We start from the raw sequence: 14,632 nt of genomic DNA on the forward strand, positions 1-14,632 counted from the left end.
CGCTTGGCCAAACGCGCTTCCGTCTATGATCTCAAGGGGCTGAACTGCCCCCTGCCCGTTCTTAAAGCGAAAAAACGCCTGGCGACGATGCAGCCGGGCAGCCGGCTGTGGCTGGAGACCACCGACCCGTTGGCGGTCATCGACATTCCCGCCTTTTGCGCCGACGCCGGCCACCAGCTGGTTGAAACGGCGGCCGTTTCCGGCGGCCATCGCTTTCTGGTCGAGCGCGGCGCGTAGCGCCTTGGAAACGCTCTTCCCGTTGTCTTGACGCAATTCCGGACGGAAAACCGCTCACACTTTTCCTGGAACTGCTTAACCCCCGGCAATCGCCAGCGGATTGCTCTCCAGCGCCGCGCGATCCGGCGTGTCGATCGACGGACGGTTGGTGAAGGCGGCAAACAGCCGCCGCACATAGTCTTCCGGCATGTCGAGCGTGATCAGGACCAGCCTGGTGCCGCGCTGGCCGTCCGGCCACGACGGCAGCCGCACCGGTGGATGCAGGATCCTCTGCACGCCGTGGACGACCAGCGGCCGCGACGGATCTTCCGCAAGCTCGATGACGCCCTTCATGCGCAACAGCTTGTCGCCATGCGCGGAGCGCAACAGGTCGAGGAACATCTCGATCGCCGAAAACGGCACCGGCCCGTTGTGGACCAGCGAATAGGAGCGGACACGGGAATCGTGGCGGTGCTCGTGCTCGTGGTCGCCGTGATCGTGATCGCCATGGTGATGGTGGTGATCATGCGCGGCTTCTTCGCCGAGCCAGCGCTGGACGTCGGCGGATTTGGTCGCCGGATTGTAAAGGCCGCAATCGAACAGCGCCGCGACGCCGGTTCGGCTGTCGCCGACTTCCAGCACCTTGGCGCCTGGGTTGAGCTGATGGAGCCGCGCCCGCAAAGCCTTGAGATCGGCGGGATCGCCGGCCAGATCGGCCTTGGTCAGCACGATGCGGTCGGCGACCGCCACCTGCTTGACCGCTTCGACATGGCCATCGAGCGTTGCATTGCCGTTGACGGCGTCGACCAGTGTGATGACGCCGTCGAGCCTGAACGCCTGGACAAGGGCGGGATGCGCCATGATGGACTGCAGCACCGGCGCCGGATCGGCGAGCCCCGTGGTCTCGACGACGACACGGGCCAGCTTTGCGATGCGGCCGGTCTGCAGCCGGTCGACCAGGTCGGCCAGCGTATCGACCAGCTCGCCACGCACCGTGCAGCAGAGGCAGCCATCGGACAGCTGGATGATGCCATCGGAGGCCTGTTCGACCAGGAGATGGTCAATCGCCACCTCGCCGAACTCGTTGATGATGACGGCGGTATCGACAAGAGCCGGGTCTTTGAGCAGCCGGTTGAGCAAAGTCGTCTTGCCGGCGCCGAGGAAGCCGGTAAGCACCGTGACGGGTATCGGAAAGCCCGCCATCTCCCTAGTTCGCGGCCTTGACCGGCTGGTCGCCTTGCAGCGCGGTTGCCGAGCCTACCACGACCGGTTCCGAACCCTTTGGCGCCGGGATGTCGGGCCGCCAGTTCGGCAACGGTACATCAGCATAGTCCTGGCCGCCCTGGTCTAGCATCGCCTTCGGCGCCGGCCCGGTGGCGCCGCCAAGGCCGACGGCAACCAGCGTCGGCACATGGTCAAGCTTCTCCCGATAGGGCGATTTTGGTGCGGCCGCGGCATCCTTCGCGGCGACCGGCGGCGCTGCCTCGGACTGCTCTTCAGGTGCCTTCTTCTTGCAGATCTCGTCATGCATGTCGTTGGGCGACATGGTATCGCCGTAGGAGGGCATGGCCGCGACGGTGAGCCAGTTCGGATCCGACATGGCAAAGCCCTGGTCGAGCAGCCTGGCAGCGGTCTCGGCGCGGCTGATCGCCGATTTTTCGCCAAGCACGACGGCGACCAACGTACGGCCGTTGCGCGTCGCCGAGCCGATCATGTTGAAGCCCGAGGGACAGACGAACCCGGTTTTCATGCCGTCGGCGCCGGGATAGCGGCCGATCAGGAGATTGTAGTTGGAGATCGCCTTCTTGCCGACGGCAAGGCCTTCGATCGAGAACCAGGGCGCGTATTGCGGGAATTCCTTGCGGATCGCAATCACCAGCAAGGCAAGGTCACGCGCCGTCGTATACTGCTCCGGCGAAAACAGCCCGTTCGGGTTGACGAAATGCGTCCCGGTCATACCGAGCCGCGCGGCTTCGGCGTTCATGCGGATGGCGAAGCCGGCCTGCGAGCCGCCGATGTTCTCGCCGATGGCCATGGCGATGTCGTTGGCCGATCTGACCAGCATCATCTTCAGCGCATTGTCGAGCCGCATCACCGAACCCGGCTTGAAGCCCATCTTGCTCGGCGGTTCGCCGGCGGAATGCTTGGTCACCTTGATCGGCGAATCGAGCTGGACCTCGCCGGCGGCAATCGCCCGGAAGGTGACATAGGCGGTCATCAGCTTGCTCAGCGAAGCCGGATACCAGCGGCTGAAGGCGTCCTGATGCTGCAGGACCTTGCCGCTGTTCAGGTCGAACAGCACAATCGGATTGGCCGAAGCCGGCCCGGCCAGCATCGGCAGCGCCAAGGCGCCCGTTAGCAGTAATTTGAGGATATGGCTGTGCCGCATCATGGAATCCGAAATCGCCTCTTGCCGTAGTCGCCCCTGGCTCCGTAAGATTTCGTTACGAGATGGCCAGCATGATGAGATCCGGCCCTCAATTTCCGGATCACGTTGTTTGCGGTGCTATTTACCCTATGTGACGCCAAGATGGCAAAGTGCCTGGCAATCACAATTGCAATGCAGCAGGCCAAGACCGTCTGCTCCAACAGCGAGATGGAACCATAATGCCGATTCTCAACCGCGCTGCCGAGATGCAGGATGAAGTTGCCGGCTGGCGCCGCCATTTGCACCAGACGCCAGAATTGAATTTCGACGTCTTCAAGACCGCCGCCTTCGTCACCGAGAAGCTGAAGGAGTTCGGCTGCGACGACGTGGTGACGGGCCTGGGCAAGACCGGCGTCGTCGGCATCATCCATGGCCGCAAGGGCGAAGGCGCGACCATTGGCTTGCGCGCCGACATGGACGCGCTGCCGATCAACGAGATCACCGGCAAGCCCTACGCCTCGACCGTTTCCGGCAAGATGCACGCCTGCGGCCATGACGGGCACACGGCCATGCTGCTGGGCGCCGCCAAATACCTGACCGAAACGCGCAATTTCGCCGGCTCGGTGGCGGTGATCTTCCAGCCGGCCGAAGAAGGCGGCGGCGGCGGCAACGAGATGGTCAAGGATGGGATGATGGAGCGGTTCGACATTTCCAGGGTGTTCGGCATGCACAACATGCCTGGCCTGCCCGTCGGCCAGTTTGCCATCCGGCCGGGTCCGATCATGGCGGCGACCGCCGAGTTCACCATCACAGTCAAGGGCCGCGGCGGCCATGCGGCGATGCCGCACGGTACGATCGACCCGATCGTCATCGCCAGCCAGCTCGTCGGCGCCCTGCAGACGGTTGCCTCGCGCAGCACCGATCCGGTCGAGGCCGTGGTGGTGTCAGTGACCAAATTCCACGCCGGCGACGCCTACAACGTCATTCCCGAGACCGCCGAGATCGCCGGCACGGTGCGCACGCTGAAAAAGGAGATCGCCAAGAAGTCGGAGGAGCGCATCCGCGCCATCTGCGACGGTATTGCCACCGCTTTCGGCGCGACCATCACTGTCGACTACGACGCCAATTACCCCGTAACCTTCAACAATCCGGAAGAAACGGTCTTTGCCAGCGATGTCGCGGCAAGCGTCGCCGGCGACACCCAGGTCCACCGCGCCATTCAGCCCGTGATGGGCGGCGAGGATTTCTCCTACATGCTGGAAGCCCGCCCCGGCGCCTTCATCTTCATCGGCAATGGCGAGACCGCCGGCCTCCACCACCCGGCCTACGACTTCAACGACGAAGTCATCCCGCACGGCATGAGCTATTGGGTGAAACTGGCCGAAACGGCGCTGGCGGCCTGACATAGGCGGCCGAAAGGCCGGCCGAATTGCCTTCGGCCGGCCTGTTGATTGCCTTCGGCGACCCTCTTGGCGAAACGATCCGAAGCGGCTATGTGTCTGGCCGCGTGGTCCCGTAGCTCAGTAGGATAGAGCGGCAGATTCCTAATCTGTAGGTCACAGGTTCGATTCCTGTCGGGATCACCAACGAAATCAAATGCTTGGTGACTGAAACAGCCGGTCGGCATGTTGCATCATGTTGCGCTGGTTTTCGGTGATTTTCACTGACATGCGGCTAGGCAAGCAGCAAGATTTTAGTCCGATAGAATAAAGCCCACCACTGAGGTCTCAGCAGCGGGCTTATAAGCGACTACATCCATAAAGGGAATCGACCGCCTCGCGGAACAACGCCAGATGGGCGGCTATGGTCCTGGTGGATCCGCTGCGGTCTGAGTTCGGAGCCGCCAACTCAACGAAAGCCGGCCATACCCTTAGCTGGCAACCAGCGGCACGGTGACGGTTGTCGAGTAATTGATGGGGAATTGGTCGAAATACGGGAACGCGATGACGAAGGCATAGCTCGCGGTCAGATGCGCCATCTTGAAGCCGCCGCTGGCAGGGTCGGTCGCGATCGTCACAACGACGTTCTTCAGACCCAGCTTCACCAATTTCTGCGTGGCGATGGCCTGTATGTCGCTCTGCGACAGCGTGTTGTTCAGCTGCAGTGCCCGAGAAGAGGTCTCCAGCGTATAGCGGACGGTCGACACGGCATTCATGGCCCAGCCGAAGGCGAAGATACCGAACAGGAGCATCACCAGGACAGGCGCGACCAAGGCGAATTCCAGCCCTGCTGCGCCGGAGCAGTCACGGCGCCATCTGGACCCGATCCTTTCAGCGCACACGGATCACCTCCTGATGACTGAGCGCACGCGGGTCCGGGAAGACACCGAAGTTGAACGGGGGCACCCAGGTGCCAGTCGCCGTTATCTGGACGAAGACGGTCGGCAGCTTCGCTCCGGCGCATATGGTGGTCGCATTCACGACCGTGGTGCCGCACAAATAGGAGCGGACCAGCACGACCGCGGCGTCCCCGGGCTTGTCGTTCCAGCTCGAAAGCGCGACCGCCTGCGTTCCCGTGTCATTGGACGCGCCGGCCATCACGAGATTGGCCGCGGTTTTGACGCCAGCGCGCATCTGCAGGTAACTCGTCACGTAGGACCAGCCGTCGGCGATGCCGAAGCACACCAGGCACAGGACGGGCAGCAACATGGCGAATTCCACGGCAGCTATCCCGGATTTGTCCCGGACAATGCGCAAGGTTCGCCCACCCATCCCGCTACTCGACGAGCTGAACGGACTGCGTCGCCGGAATGTCCTTCACCCCGAGGCTGGTGCAGTCCTGCTTGATGGTCGTACTGCCTGACCACTGGATGGTGTCGGCGACGACCTGAGTGCAGCCGCCGTTCCCCGAGAAATTGCCAAGGTAGTTGACCTGCTGCTTGGGAAAATAGATGGCGCCGGTCAAAAGCGAGTCCGCGGTGCCATTGAAGGTGCTCTGCGCCGCAGTCCCGGTCCTGTCGCCGTAGAACAGCACTCCGGAATAGGTTCCGGATGTCGGCGCGCTCAGCGTCACCTTGGCGTTGCCGTTCATGCTGACGGTGTTGCTGCCTGCCATGAAGATGGTCACGCCGGTGCAAGGTGCGGCGCAGGTGACGACCGCGCCGGCGTTGATCTTCAAATTGCCCTGCACGACATAGGTGCCGGACGAAAGCGCAACATTGCCCTTCAGGTCCATGCCGCTGCAGTAGGTGCCGGCCTGGAGTGTTTGCGTGGTTTTGTTGCCGTTGACATTCTTGCACGGGTTGGTGGCGGCGGGCGTCGGCAGGCTGGAGTAAGGATCGGATGCCGGCAAGGCCTGGGTGATGTTGGACTTGCAGACCGTGGTCACCGGATTGCTCAGCACCATGCCGCCGACCGTGATCAGGCAGTCGGCCTTGAGCGTGGCCGATCCCTGCGTCTTGATGGCGTCCGAGGCAGTCGAGTCCGACATGACCGAGCAGCCGGTGAGGTTGACGCTGGTGTTGCCGGAAAAGAGCGCAGCCTGGGCGGCGGTCTTGCTGAGCGCCAGCACGCAGGCCTTCGAGGCATCGTTGATCAGCGCCACCGCCCTTGCCTGTTCGGCAACGGGCGCCTGGTTGAAAATCGCCGTGAAGTAGCGATCGAGGTTCTGCTTGACGATGACCTCCACCGCCTTCTTCGCGGTGTTCGGGCCGGACAATGGCGGCGTGTTGACCTGGATCGTGCCCGGCGCGGCAAAATTGTTCGAGGTCGCCGACTGCGTGGCGGCGGCGATGATGGTCGGCTTGTCGGAACCCGCGACTTTCTCGAGCGCACCGGCATAGGCCGCGGCATCGGCGACGGCCTGAAGCTTGAGGCTGTTGTAGTACCAGAAGGACGTCTCGATACCGAGGCCGGCGCCGCCGACCACGACCGGCAAAGTGAAGGCGAAGATGACGGCAACGTTACCGTTCGTGGCGCGCCTCAGGCGGCCCCAAAAAAACCAGATCCGGATGAAAGCATTGAATGCCATATGTTATTAGAAACCACGAATAGATAAACGAATGTCTAAAAACTCCATTCCGATTCGACGTAGTCCGACGGGCTAGGCGCAATTGCTGCGACCGCGCCTCATGCTGTCGGAGGTATTGCCCCCAGAATCGATGAATGCGAAACATCGTTTTCATGGAGAGGTCATAGGCCGCCATCGCGAACCTTGTTGTCGACCAAATGACATTTAACTGCCCCCTCTGCGAAGAAGCTATCGAGAAGACAGGGGATGGTTTCAAGGCGCAAACTGTTCAGATGTGCGGCGAGGCCGGAACGACAATCACAGCTGCACTCAAGGGGTGTCCGACAGGAATGGATTTCGATTGGCAGAGCATCAACGCTTCAGGTTCGTTCGCCGAGCGTGACTACGTGACGAACAAGCTCCCACCGTGGATGCCCATTCTTGAACCGCTACGGAGCACGCCGCTTTCGATTTTGGAAATTGGCTCCATGGAAGGCCGTTCCGCCCTCTTCTTTGCCAGCTATTTGCGAAAGGTCGTCATCACCTGTGTCGATCCCTTCCACAAACGGGAGAAAAGGTTCGACAACAATCTGCGGCGCCACGCCGATCGGGTTACGAAGATTCGAAACTTCTCGCTGCCCGCGCTGATCAGGCTGCGCCAGGCAGGGGCGGAATTTGACCTGGTCTATATCGATGGCTGTCACGAGCGTGAAAGCGTCATGATGGATAGCGTCCTGGCATGGGGCATGCTCAAGCTTGGCGGCATGCTCATCTGGGACGACTACACCGACTACAAGGACGACAAGGCAAATTGGGAGCGTCCCACTTCCGCCGTCGATGGCTTCCTGGTCGCCTACGCGCAAGAGTTTGAAGAGATTTCGCGCACCAAACAGCTGGTAGTAAAGAAGACTGCCGATACCCCGCGCTGCCCCGTAAGGGGAAAGATCGGCTCACGCCGCCTCAAGAACTTTGTGCAATCCATCCAGGGCTGGCTCTGAGAGCCTTGCGTCCGAAACCAACCTTTAGCCACGATCAGTCGGTGAGGCGCGCACGAAACAGCGAACAGCCGTCCGCCAAGCGCGACCTGGAGATATCCCGCAATCCAGCCTCGGTCATCCACGCCCGATACTGACCTTCAGTGTAGGATTCGCCTGCGCGGTAGAGATTCAGGAAGGTGAGATTGAGAAAGACACCCTCGGCCGGGCCGAGGCGGTCGTCATCGACGACACCCCACCCCGCAATCGCGATCTCGCCCCCCGGCGTCAGGCAACGCGCGGCGTTCAGGATCGAATTGCGCGCCTGGTCCGGCGGAAGAACCTGGACGACAGCCTTCAGGATCGCCAGGTCGTGCCGGCCGATCGACGGCGCGACGGTTATGTCGCCTTCTTCGACAACCACATCGTCGGCACCGTATTCCGACAAGATGGCTGGCGCGACCGCTGCGACCGTCGGGAGTTCCATCAGCGTCGCCGCAATGTGCGGCCACCGCTCACGAAGTCCGACCAGAATGGTCCCGGCGCCACCGCCGATGTCGATCACCGAACCGACCGTCGAGAGGTCCAGCTCGAGGGCCAGATTTCGGCCAAAAGTCACCCCGCCCGGTGCGAGCATGCGGCTGAAGGCCGCCGCGGACTCAGGACCGGCTTCGGAGAAGTCGTGCAGCGCAGCCGGCCGGTTCTGCCGCAACGAGTCTGCGGTCAAAAGATCGGCTCCCCACAGCTCGCGCAGCAGCGCATGATCGCCGCCGCGATAGGTCGGCTTGGACGCGTCGAGGAACTCCGACGCTTCGGCTCCGTTGCGAAATTGACCATCCTCGACTTCGAGGAGAGCGATGCTGGCAAGCGCGTAGAGGAGCCGCGACAGACGATCGGGCTCGACTTTGAGCGCCGCCCCAAGGCTCTCGGCAGTCATCGCGCTGGCGCCGAGCCGGGTGAAGATGCCAAGGTCCAGCCCGGCACGAAGCGCCAGGGCGGGGGGCACCCCTGCGATCAGCCTGTCGATCCGCTCAGAATCCACCATACCACATCCCGTTCCGCGATCCGGGACCGACTTTGAAACAGCTCGGCCAACCTCGTCAAATCAGTTCACCAGCGCACGCCCGCTCTCCGCGCCGCCGGCGATCGTCAGATGGACCTCCGTTTCGGAGCCCGTCGGCTCGACCACGTCGGCCGATGCGGCAATGCCCTTGCCGGAGGCAGATGCTGAGATGTCGAAAAGCCATAGCGCACCTGCTTTCCCTCGGCTGCGCCGAAGCTGAGGCCTTCGACCCTGATTGCGCTCATGCCTTGTCTCATCGCCGCGTCATTGCGCTATCCGCACACCGGCGCCCGCGACCTCAAGCGCTACGCAGGCAAGGCCAGCAGCGCCAAGCCGGCCAGCGCCGAGCCGGCTAATGTCGGCAGCATGCCGATCTTCAGTCTTAGCATGGCGACCATGGCGGCGGCCGCCAGCAGCGCGGCGCGCCAGTCCAGCGACGACAGCACCGGCACCTCCATCCCGAGGCCAACACGGTGCACCGCGCTGAAAACGACATGCAGCGCGAACCACAGCGCAAGGTTCATCACCACGCCGACGACTGCCGCCGTGATCGCGCTCAGCGCGGCCGACAGCGCCCTGTTCTGCCGCAACTGCTCGATGTAGGGCGCGCCGAGGAATATCCAGAAGAAGCAGGGCGCGAAGGTGACCCAGAGCGTCAGCAGCGACGCCAGCGCTCCGGCCAATAGCGGGCTGGCAAAGCCCGCATGGCGATAGGCAGCCGTGAAACCTACGAATTGCAGCACCAGGATCAGCGGCCCGGGCGTCGTCTCGGCTAGCCCGAGCCCGTCGACCATTTCTCCCGGCGAAAGCCAGCCGAACGAGGTGACCGCCGCCTGCGCGACATAGGCGAGGACCGCATAGGCGCCGCCGAAGGTGACGACGGCCATCAGGCTGAAGAAGCCGCCCAGCTGCGCCCACACGCTGGTCGGGCCGGCAAGCAGCGCGATCACTGCCACCGGGCCGAGCCAGATCGGAAGCCAGATGGCGAGGGTGCGAACCGCATGCCATCTTGTCGGCAAGGTGTGGCCGAGTTCACCGCGTTCGAACATCAGGTCGACCACGCCGCGGCGGTCGGCGTCGGCGCTGCCCTTGCCATGCGCCGAGCCAGAAAACAGGCCCGGCGCAAAGCGGCTGCCGATCCAGCCGATGACCCCTGCCGCAAGCACGATCAGTGGAAACGGCAGCTTGACGACATAGATGGCGAGGAACGCCGCCACCGCGATCGCCACCATCGCTTGGTTCTTGAGCGCCCGTTTGCCGATGCGGATCACCGCCTCGACGACAACGGCCAGCACCGCCGCCTTGACGCCGAAGAACAGCGCCTCGACGACCGGCGCGTCGTTGTAGAGCACGTAGAAGGTGCTGAGGCCCAACATGACCAGGGCGCCAGGCAGCACGAACAGGATCCCGGCGACGAGGCCGCCGGCGGTCCGGTGCAGCAGCCAGCCTATATAGATCGCCAACTGCTGGGCCTCGGGGCCTGGCAGCAGCATGCAATAGTTCAGCGCATGCAGAAAACGCTGCTCGCCGATCCAGCGCCGTTCCTCGACCAACTCCTTGTGCATCAGCGCGATCTGCCCGGCGGGCCCACCGAAGGAAAGCAGGCCGATCTTCGCCCAGAGTTTTGTCGCCTCCCTGAAGGTTGGAGCGGCGGGCACCTCGACGGCGGGAGCCTTGTCGCCGGCGGCAAGAGCATTCATGTCGTTTTGCCCCCGCTTGGCCAGTTGTGGGTTTCGTCCGTGGCGTCGCGGCACCACCTGAAAAACGCATCGTAGAGCAGCATGCCGGCCTCAAGCTGTTCGAGATCGTCGCGGAACATGCGTGACAGGCCGAGCGACGCCGCGAGGAACCCCGCCGCCTGCGGCACAAGGTCAAGGCGCGCGGTGTCGGCAGCGCGCACGATCAAGGCCAGGCGATCCAACGCTTCGGAGCCCAGCCCGAACTCCTCGATCATCGTGTCGAAGGTGCATCGATCGCCGCGATGGCTCCAGAACACATCGTCAATGTCGAAGGCAACCGCCGCGAACCGATCGGCGGCCGCCAGCACCTCGGCTGGCTCGACGAACAGGAACACCGCCGTGGGATCGACGAAGCGGCGGATCAGCCAGGGGCAAGCGATGCGGTCGACCTTGGGGCGCGAACGCGTGATCCAGACCGTGCGGCCCTCGCCATCGCGGGCCGGTATGGCGCTTGCCTTGACCAACGGGCCGCCGGCCGCGACCCAGGCCTCGAAGCCGCCTTCCAGCGATTCCGCTGCGATGCCCTCATGGCGCAGCCAGGCGACAACGCCTTGCGAGAGTTTCTGCCCCCTTTGACAGATGACCACGACCCGGGCCCCGGTGAATTCGCCCGCCCAGGTCGAAACAGTCTTGAAATCGCGCCGGCGCGAGGCCGGCAGTAGGCGCGGGTCGGCATCGTAATCGTCGTCGACGCGAACATCGATGAGTTCGGGCGCATCGGGCAGGCCAACGAGACGGGAAAGCTGCGCTACGGTGATTGCGGTTGTTGACGGCATGGCGTCCACCTCCAGAGTGAGAGTTTGGACGCGATCGTTGGGCTGTCGCCTCACGGGGTCGTCGCGAAGGAACCCCTTGTCACTATGCTGGATTGATCCTTCGTGCTTGTCAATCCATAGCCCGGCTGGGTAATGCATCAGTTTGAAATTCCGGTCTACGACATGTAAGATTGTTTGCAACCTAACGTCGGCGCGCAAGATCCCTTGGGGGGTGTAGCCAGACAACAGAAAGCCCGTCGCTTAAGCTTATTAGCTGCGCCGGGCTTTTCGTTTGGAACAAAGCCCACCCGGCCAAGTTGTGGCCTCAGGGAGTGATTCCTGTGGCCGAAAGTGAGAAAGAAGGCGCTGGGCGAGCGCAGACGGAAAAGGAATTCCGGGTCCGGTTCCTGGTTCGGGAAACTGGCATAACGGAGGCGCAAGCCCGCGAACTGATCGACTTGATCGGCAACAATACAAACTCGCTTCTCCGCGAAGCGCGCAACCTCAAGAAACAGTAACCGTGCTGCGCTAGCGTAAATTCCGCTACACCCCATCGTTCGTGTTCAAGACCCGCCAATTTCAAACTGATGCACTACCCCCGGCTGTTCGTTTCACCGTCCTCAGCGCGCAGAAATTTGCCAAACAGCGGCGCCAGCAAGAATGAGGCCGGCGATACCTTCGATGCTTCTGGATATTATGTCGAACAAGCGTGGCCGGCTGTCGAAAAAATGCACCAGCCGTTCTCGAAACAGGATCGACAACACCGCCACGCAGGACAAGGTCAGCGCCACACCGGCCATCATGGTGACCGCAAACAGAATGCCGGCAAGTGGAACGCCTCTGGATATCGCGAAGGTCATCACGAAAAGGGTCAGCGGGCATGGAATCAAACCGGCCATGATGCCAACGGCTTCGCCCTCATGCTTGTGATGGTGGCCGTGGCTCAATGCGCGCCACAGCATCCAGACGCCAATCAGGCCAAGCAAACCACGGCTGACGTCTTCCAGCAAAGGCGCTCGGCCAACGCTTCCCAAGGCAATGGATACCAGCGGTAACGAGAACGCCGCAATCAGCACCGCGATCGTCACATGCGTGAAGGAGAGCGTCAGCGACACTAGAAGGCCGCGCGAAACCTTGGCGTCCGAACCGGCCAGATACGTGGCCAGGACGGCTTTGCTATGTCCCGGCGTCAGGGCATGCGCCGCACCAAAAAGCACGCCCATCGGCAGGAAGGCAAGGAACGCAAGCCAGCCACCGCCGGCTGAGAGCAGCTTTATCTGATCGGCGAGCGCCAGGTAGATGGTGCGCTGGAATTCAACGAGCGTCTGGAGCATCAGCCTAGACTAGCAGAAGCGGGTGGTTTTCTGCCTACGTCAGTGTTGGTGGTCGTGGTGTTCGCCATGATTGTGGTCGTGAGGGTGTGGATGCTCGTGCACGCCATGTTCGCTCGAAAACCGGATGTTGACAGTCGCGAGCGCGGGCATGTGTTCGAACAGTTCATTCTCCAGTGCTGCCGCGATCTTGTTTGCTTCTGCGAGCGGCAACGTGTCGTCTGCAGCGATGGCGATGTCGGCATGCAACTTGTGGCCAATCCAGCGAGCCTTGGCATCGACGATGTGGGCACCCGGCACATGCTGGCCGGCATGATGGATTTCAGCCACCACACCCGGCTCGACGCCGTCGAGCATACGGGTGAGCACCGAGCGCGCCGATTGCCAGACGATACCAAAAATGGCGGCGGTGATGAGGAGTCCGATGACCGGGTCGGCAAGCGGAAATCCTAGCCAGACGCCGATAGCGCCAATGACCACGGCAAGGCTGGTGAGCCCGTCGGTCCGGGCATGATAGCCGTCAGCGACGAGCGCCGCACTGTTGATTTCCCTGCCGACGCGGATGCGAAACACCGCGACGGCCTCATTGCCGAGGAAGCCGACGATGCCCGCCGCCGCCAGCCAACCGAGATGCGTCACTGCCTGCGGATGGATAAGGCGCTCGATAGCCTGGTACCCGGCGACGATGGCGCTGAACAGAATGACCAGGACGATGACGATACCGGCGAGGTCTTCAACCCGACCGAGCCCGTAGGTGAAGGTTGACGACGGCTTGCGCCTCGCCAGCATGAAGGCGACCCACAAGGGGATAGCAGTGGTTGCGTCTCCAATATTGTGAATGGTGTCGGCAAGAAGGGCTACGCTGCCCGAGAGAACCACTACGGCCATCTGCATTGCCGCCGTGACCGCCAGGATGACAAAGGACCATTTTATGGCCCGGATGCCCCGATCGGTCGTCGCGATGGTCGCATCGATGACGCCGTGTGTATGGCCATGCGGGCCGTGGTGGTCGTGATCGTGGCCAGCATGGCCGTGCGAACCGAAGCCGAACCAGTCGAGGGTACGCCTGCCGAGATCGCTCATAGATACTTGGCCAACTGCTTGAGTTCCGCCAGCGAGTCGTGCGCTCCGCCCTCGGCGGTGTCGGCCAGGCAATGTCCGATATGATCGTGGATCAGTTCCCGCTTGGCGCTGCTTATGGCGCTTTCCACGGCATGGAGTTGCTGTGCGAGGTCAACGCAGGAACGATGAGCCTCGAACATGGAAAGCACTGCGGCAAGGTGGCCTTGCGCGCGCTTCAGACGCTTTACGATGGCGGGGTGAGAGGCATGGATCGTGCTGGACATGCCCAATCCGGTATCCTCCCCTGGGGGATACTGTCAAGTTGCCTACTGCGCCGTCCAGCCGCCGTCCATCGGCAAGGTCGTGCCGGTGATCTGCCTGGCCGAATCCGAACACAGGAACAGCGTCAACGCGGCAAGCTCCTCGACGGTGACAAATTCCTTGGTCGGCTGCGCTGCCAGGAGCACGTCGTGCTTGACCTGCTCCTCGGTCATGCCGCGCGCCTTCATCGTGTCGGGGATCTGTTTTTCGACCAGCGGCGTCCAGACATAGCCAGGCGCGATGGCATTGACGGTGATGCCGTCCTGCGCGACTTCGAGCGCCACCGTCTTGGTGAGGCCGGCAATGCCGTGTTTGGCCGAGACATAAGCCGATTTGAACGGCGAGGCGACCAGCGCATGCGCCGACGCGGTGTTGATGATGCGCCCCCATTTGCGCGCTTTCATGCCCGGCACCACCGCCTTGATCGCATAGAAGGCGGCCAACAGATTGATGCGGATGATGGCTTCCCATTTGTCGTCGGGAAACTCCTCGATCGGCGCGACATGCTGTATCCCGGCATTGTTGACCAGAATGTCGAGGCTGCCGAAGGCAGCTTCAGCCTCGTGGACCATGGCGGTCACCGCCGCGCCGTCCATCATGTTGGCAGCGGAATAGCGGCACTTGACGCCGAAATCCTTCTCGATGCCGGCGCGCTCCTGTTCGATATCAGCGGCGTCGCCGAGGCCGTTGATGGTGACGTTGGCGCCTTCGGCGGCAAAGGCGCGGGCGATGGCCAGGCCGATGCCGCTGGTCGAGCCGGTGACGAGCGCATTCTTCGAAGACAGGGAACCCATGGGAGATCTCGCGACTGTTGGGAGGGACTACAAAGGCACATAGTTTGTGCGCCGCAACATG

The 14,632-nt window shown here is 62.6% G+C and carries 16 protein-coding genes and 1 tRNA gene; 5 read left to right on the top strand and 12 right to left on the bottom strand.

Annotated elements, in window-relative coordinates; translation table 11 throughout:
* Nucleotides 1-3: 3 nt before the first annotated feature.
* Nucleotides 4-237: a sulfurtransferase TusA family protein gene (locus ACWTU9_RS04405; protein WP_454586242.1), complete on the top strand. Its 234-nt coding sequence runs from the start codon at nt 4-6 to the stop codon at nt 235-237.
* Nucleotides 238-312: 75 nt separating this feature from the next.
* Here the strand turns inward: ACWTU9_RS04405 and ACWTU9_RS04410 are convergent, their stop codons facing one another.
* Nucleotides 313-1,419 carry a CobW family GTP-binding protein gene (locus tag ACWTU9_RS04410; protein ID WP_455857253.1) on the bottom strand — a complete coding sequence of 369 codons (1,107 nt, stop codon included), beginning with the start codon at nt 1,417-1,419 and terminating at the stop codon, nt 313-315.
* 4 nt (nt 1,420-1,423) lie between these two features.
* Nucleotides 1,424-2,605 carry a D-alanyl-D-alanine carboxypeptidase family protein gene (locus ACWTU9_RS04415; protein WP_455857541.1) on the bottom strand — a complete coding sequence of 394 codons (1,182 nt, stop codon included), beginning with the start codon at nt 2,603-2,605 and terminating at the stop codon, nt 1,424-1,426.
* A 218-nt stretch (nt 2,606-2,823) separates the two neighbouring features.
* Between ACWTU9_RS04415 and ACWTU9_RS04420 the strand changes: the two genes are divergently transcribed.
* The gene (locus ACWTU9_RS04420; RefSeq protein ID WP_455857254.1) at nt 2,824-3,987 is read left to right on the top strand and encodes a M20 aminoacylase family protein; all 1,164 of its coding nucleotides are present in this window, start codon (nt 2,824-2,826) and stop codon (nt 3,985-3,987) included.
* A gap of 106 nt (nt 3,988-4,093) precedes the next feature.
* A tRNA-Arg gene (locus ACWTU9_RS04425) sits at nt 4,094-4,170 on the top strand.
* A 284-nt stretch (nt 4,171-4,454) separates the two neighbouring features.
* Here the strand turns inward: ACWTU9_RS04425 and ACWTU9_RS04430 are convergent.
* The 3 genes from ACWTU9_RS04430 to ACWTU9_RS04440 are packed head-to-tail and all read right to left on the bottom strand — an operon-like array spanning nt 4,455 to nt 6,553.
* Entirely contained in the window at nt 4,455-4,865 is a 411-nt protein-coding gene (locus tag ACWTU9_RS04430; protein WP_455857255.1) for a TadE/TadG family type IV pilus assembly protein, read from the bottom strand.
* Nucleotides 4,855-5,244: a TadE/TadG family type IV pilus assembly protein gene (locus ACWTU9_RS04435; protein ID WP_455857256.1), complete on the bottom strand. Its 390-nt coding sequence runs from the start codon at nt 5,242-5,244 to the stop codon at nt 4,855-4,857. Before ACWTU9_RS04435 ends, ACWTU9_RS04430 begins: the two co-directional genes overlap by 11 nt.
* Nucleotides 5,245-5,299: 55 nt before the next feature.
* On the bottom strand, nt 5,300-6,553 hold the full coding sequence (locus ACWTU9_RS04440) for a DUF7305 domain-containing protein (protein WP_455857257.1): 1,254 nt from the start codon (nt 6,551-6,553) through the stop codon (nt 5,300-5,302).
* 197 nt (nt 6,554-6,750) lie between these two features.
* On the opposite strand from ACWTU9_RS04440, the gene ACWTU9_RS04445 reads away from it, so the two are divergent.
* The gene (locus ACWTU9_RS04445) at nt 6,751-7,530 is read left to right on the top strand and encodes a class I SAM-dependent methyltransferase (protein ID WP_455857258.1); all 780 of its coding nucleotides are present in this window, start codon (nt 6,751-6,753) and stop codon (nt 7,528-7,530) included.
* 34 nt (nt 7,531-7,564) lie between these two features.
* Here the strand turns inward: ACWTU9_RS04445 and ACWTU9_RS04450 are convergent, their stop codons facing one another.
* The 3 genes from ACWTU9_RS04450 to ACWTU9_RS04460 form a co-directional block, all read right to left on the bottom strand.
* Entirely contained in the window at nt 7,565-8,551 is a 987-nt protein-coding gene (locus tag ACWTU9_RS04450; RefSeq protein ID WP_455857259.1) for a methyltransferase, read from the bottom strand.
* A gap of 323 nt (nt 8,552-8,874) precedes the next feature.
* Nucleotides 8,875-10,269, bottom strand: coding sequence for a chromate efflux transporter (gene chrA, locus ACWTU9_RS04455; RefSeq protein ID WP_455857260.1), 1,395 nt, complete (start codon nt 10,267-10,269; stop codon nt 8,875-8,877).
* A complete protein-coding gene (locus ACWTU9_RS04460; protein ID WP_455857261.1) occupies nt 10,266-11,084 on the bottom strand; it encodes a chromate resistance protein ChrB domain-containing protein in 819 nt (272 codons plus the stop codon). The genes chrA and ACWTU9_RS04460 overlap by 4 nt, the downstream gene beginning before the upstream one ends.
* A 320-nt stretch (nt 11,085-11,404) precedes the next feature.
* Here ACWTU9_RS04460 and ACWTU9_RS04465 point away from each other — a divergent pair, with 320 nt between their 5' ends.
* Nucleotides 11,405-11,581 (top strand): hypothetical protein, encoded by a 177-nt coding sequence (locus tag ACWTU9_RS04465; protein WP_455857262.1) that lies wholly within the window; start codon nt 11,405-11,407, stop codon nt 11,579-11,581.
* Nucleotides 11,582-11,683: 102 nt separating this feature from the next.
* Here the strand turns inward: ACWTU9_RS04465 and ACWTU9_RS04470 are convergent, their stop codons facing one another.
* The 4 genes from ACWTU9_RS04470 to ACWTU9_RS04485 are packed head-to-tail and all read right to left on the bottom strand — an operon-like array spanning nt 11,684 to nt 14,571.
* Complete coding sequence (locus tag ACWTU9_RS04470) at nt 11,684-12,397, bottom strand: HoxN/HupN/NixA family nickel/cobalt transporter (RefSeq protein ID WP_455857263.1); 714 nt, start codon at nt 12,395-12,397, stop codon at nt 11,684-11,686.
* A 39-nt stretch (nt 12,398-12,436) separates the two neighbouring features.
* Complete coding sequence (locus tag ACWTU9_RS04475; protein WP_455857264.1) at nt 12,437-13,477, bottom strand: cation diffusion facilitator family transporter; 1,041 nt, start codon at nt 13,475-13,477, stop codon at nt 12,437-12,439.
* A complete protein-coding gene (locus tag ACWTU9_RS04480; protein ID WP_455857265.1) occupies nt 13,474-13,740 on the bottom strand; it encodes a metal-sensing transcriptional repressor in 267 nt (88 codons plus the stop codon). Before ACWTU9_RS04480 ends, ACWTU9_RS04475 begins: the two co-directional genes overlap by 4 nt.
* A gap of 42 nt (nt 13,741-13,782) precedes the next feature.
* Nucleotides 13,783-14,571: a 3-hydroxybutyrate dehydrogenase gene (locus ACWTU9_RS04485; protein ID WP_455857266.1), complete on the bottom strand. Its 789-nt coding sequence runs from the start codon at nt 14,569-14,571 to the stop codon at nt 13,783-13,785.
* Nucleotides 14,572-14,632 lie beyond the last annotated feature (61 nt).

Source organism: Mesorhizobium sp. 128a, from assembly GCF_053848025.1.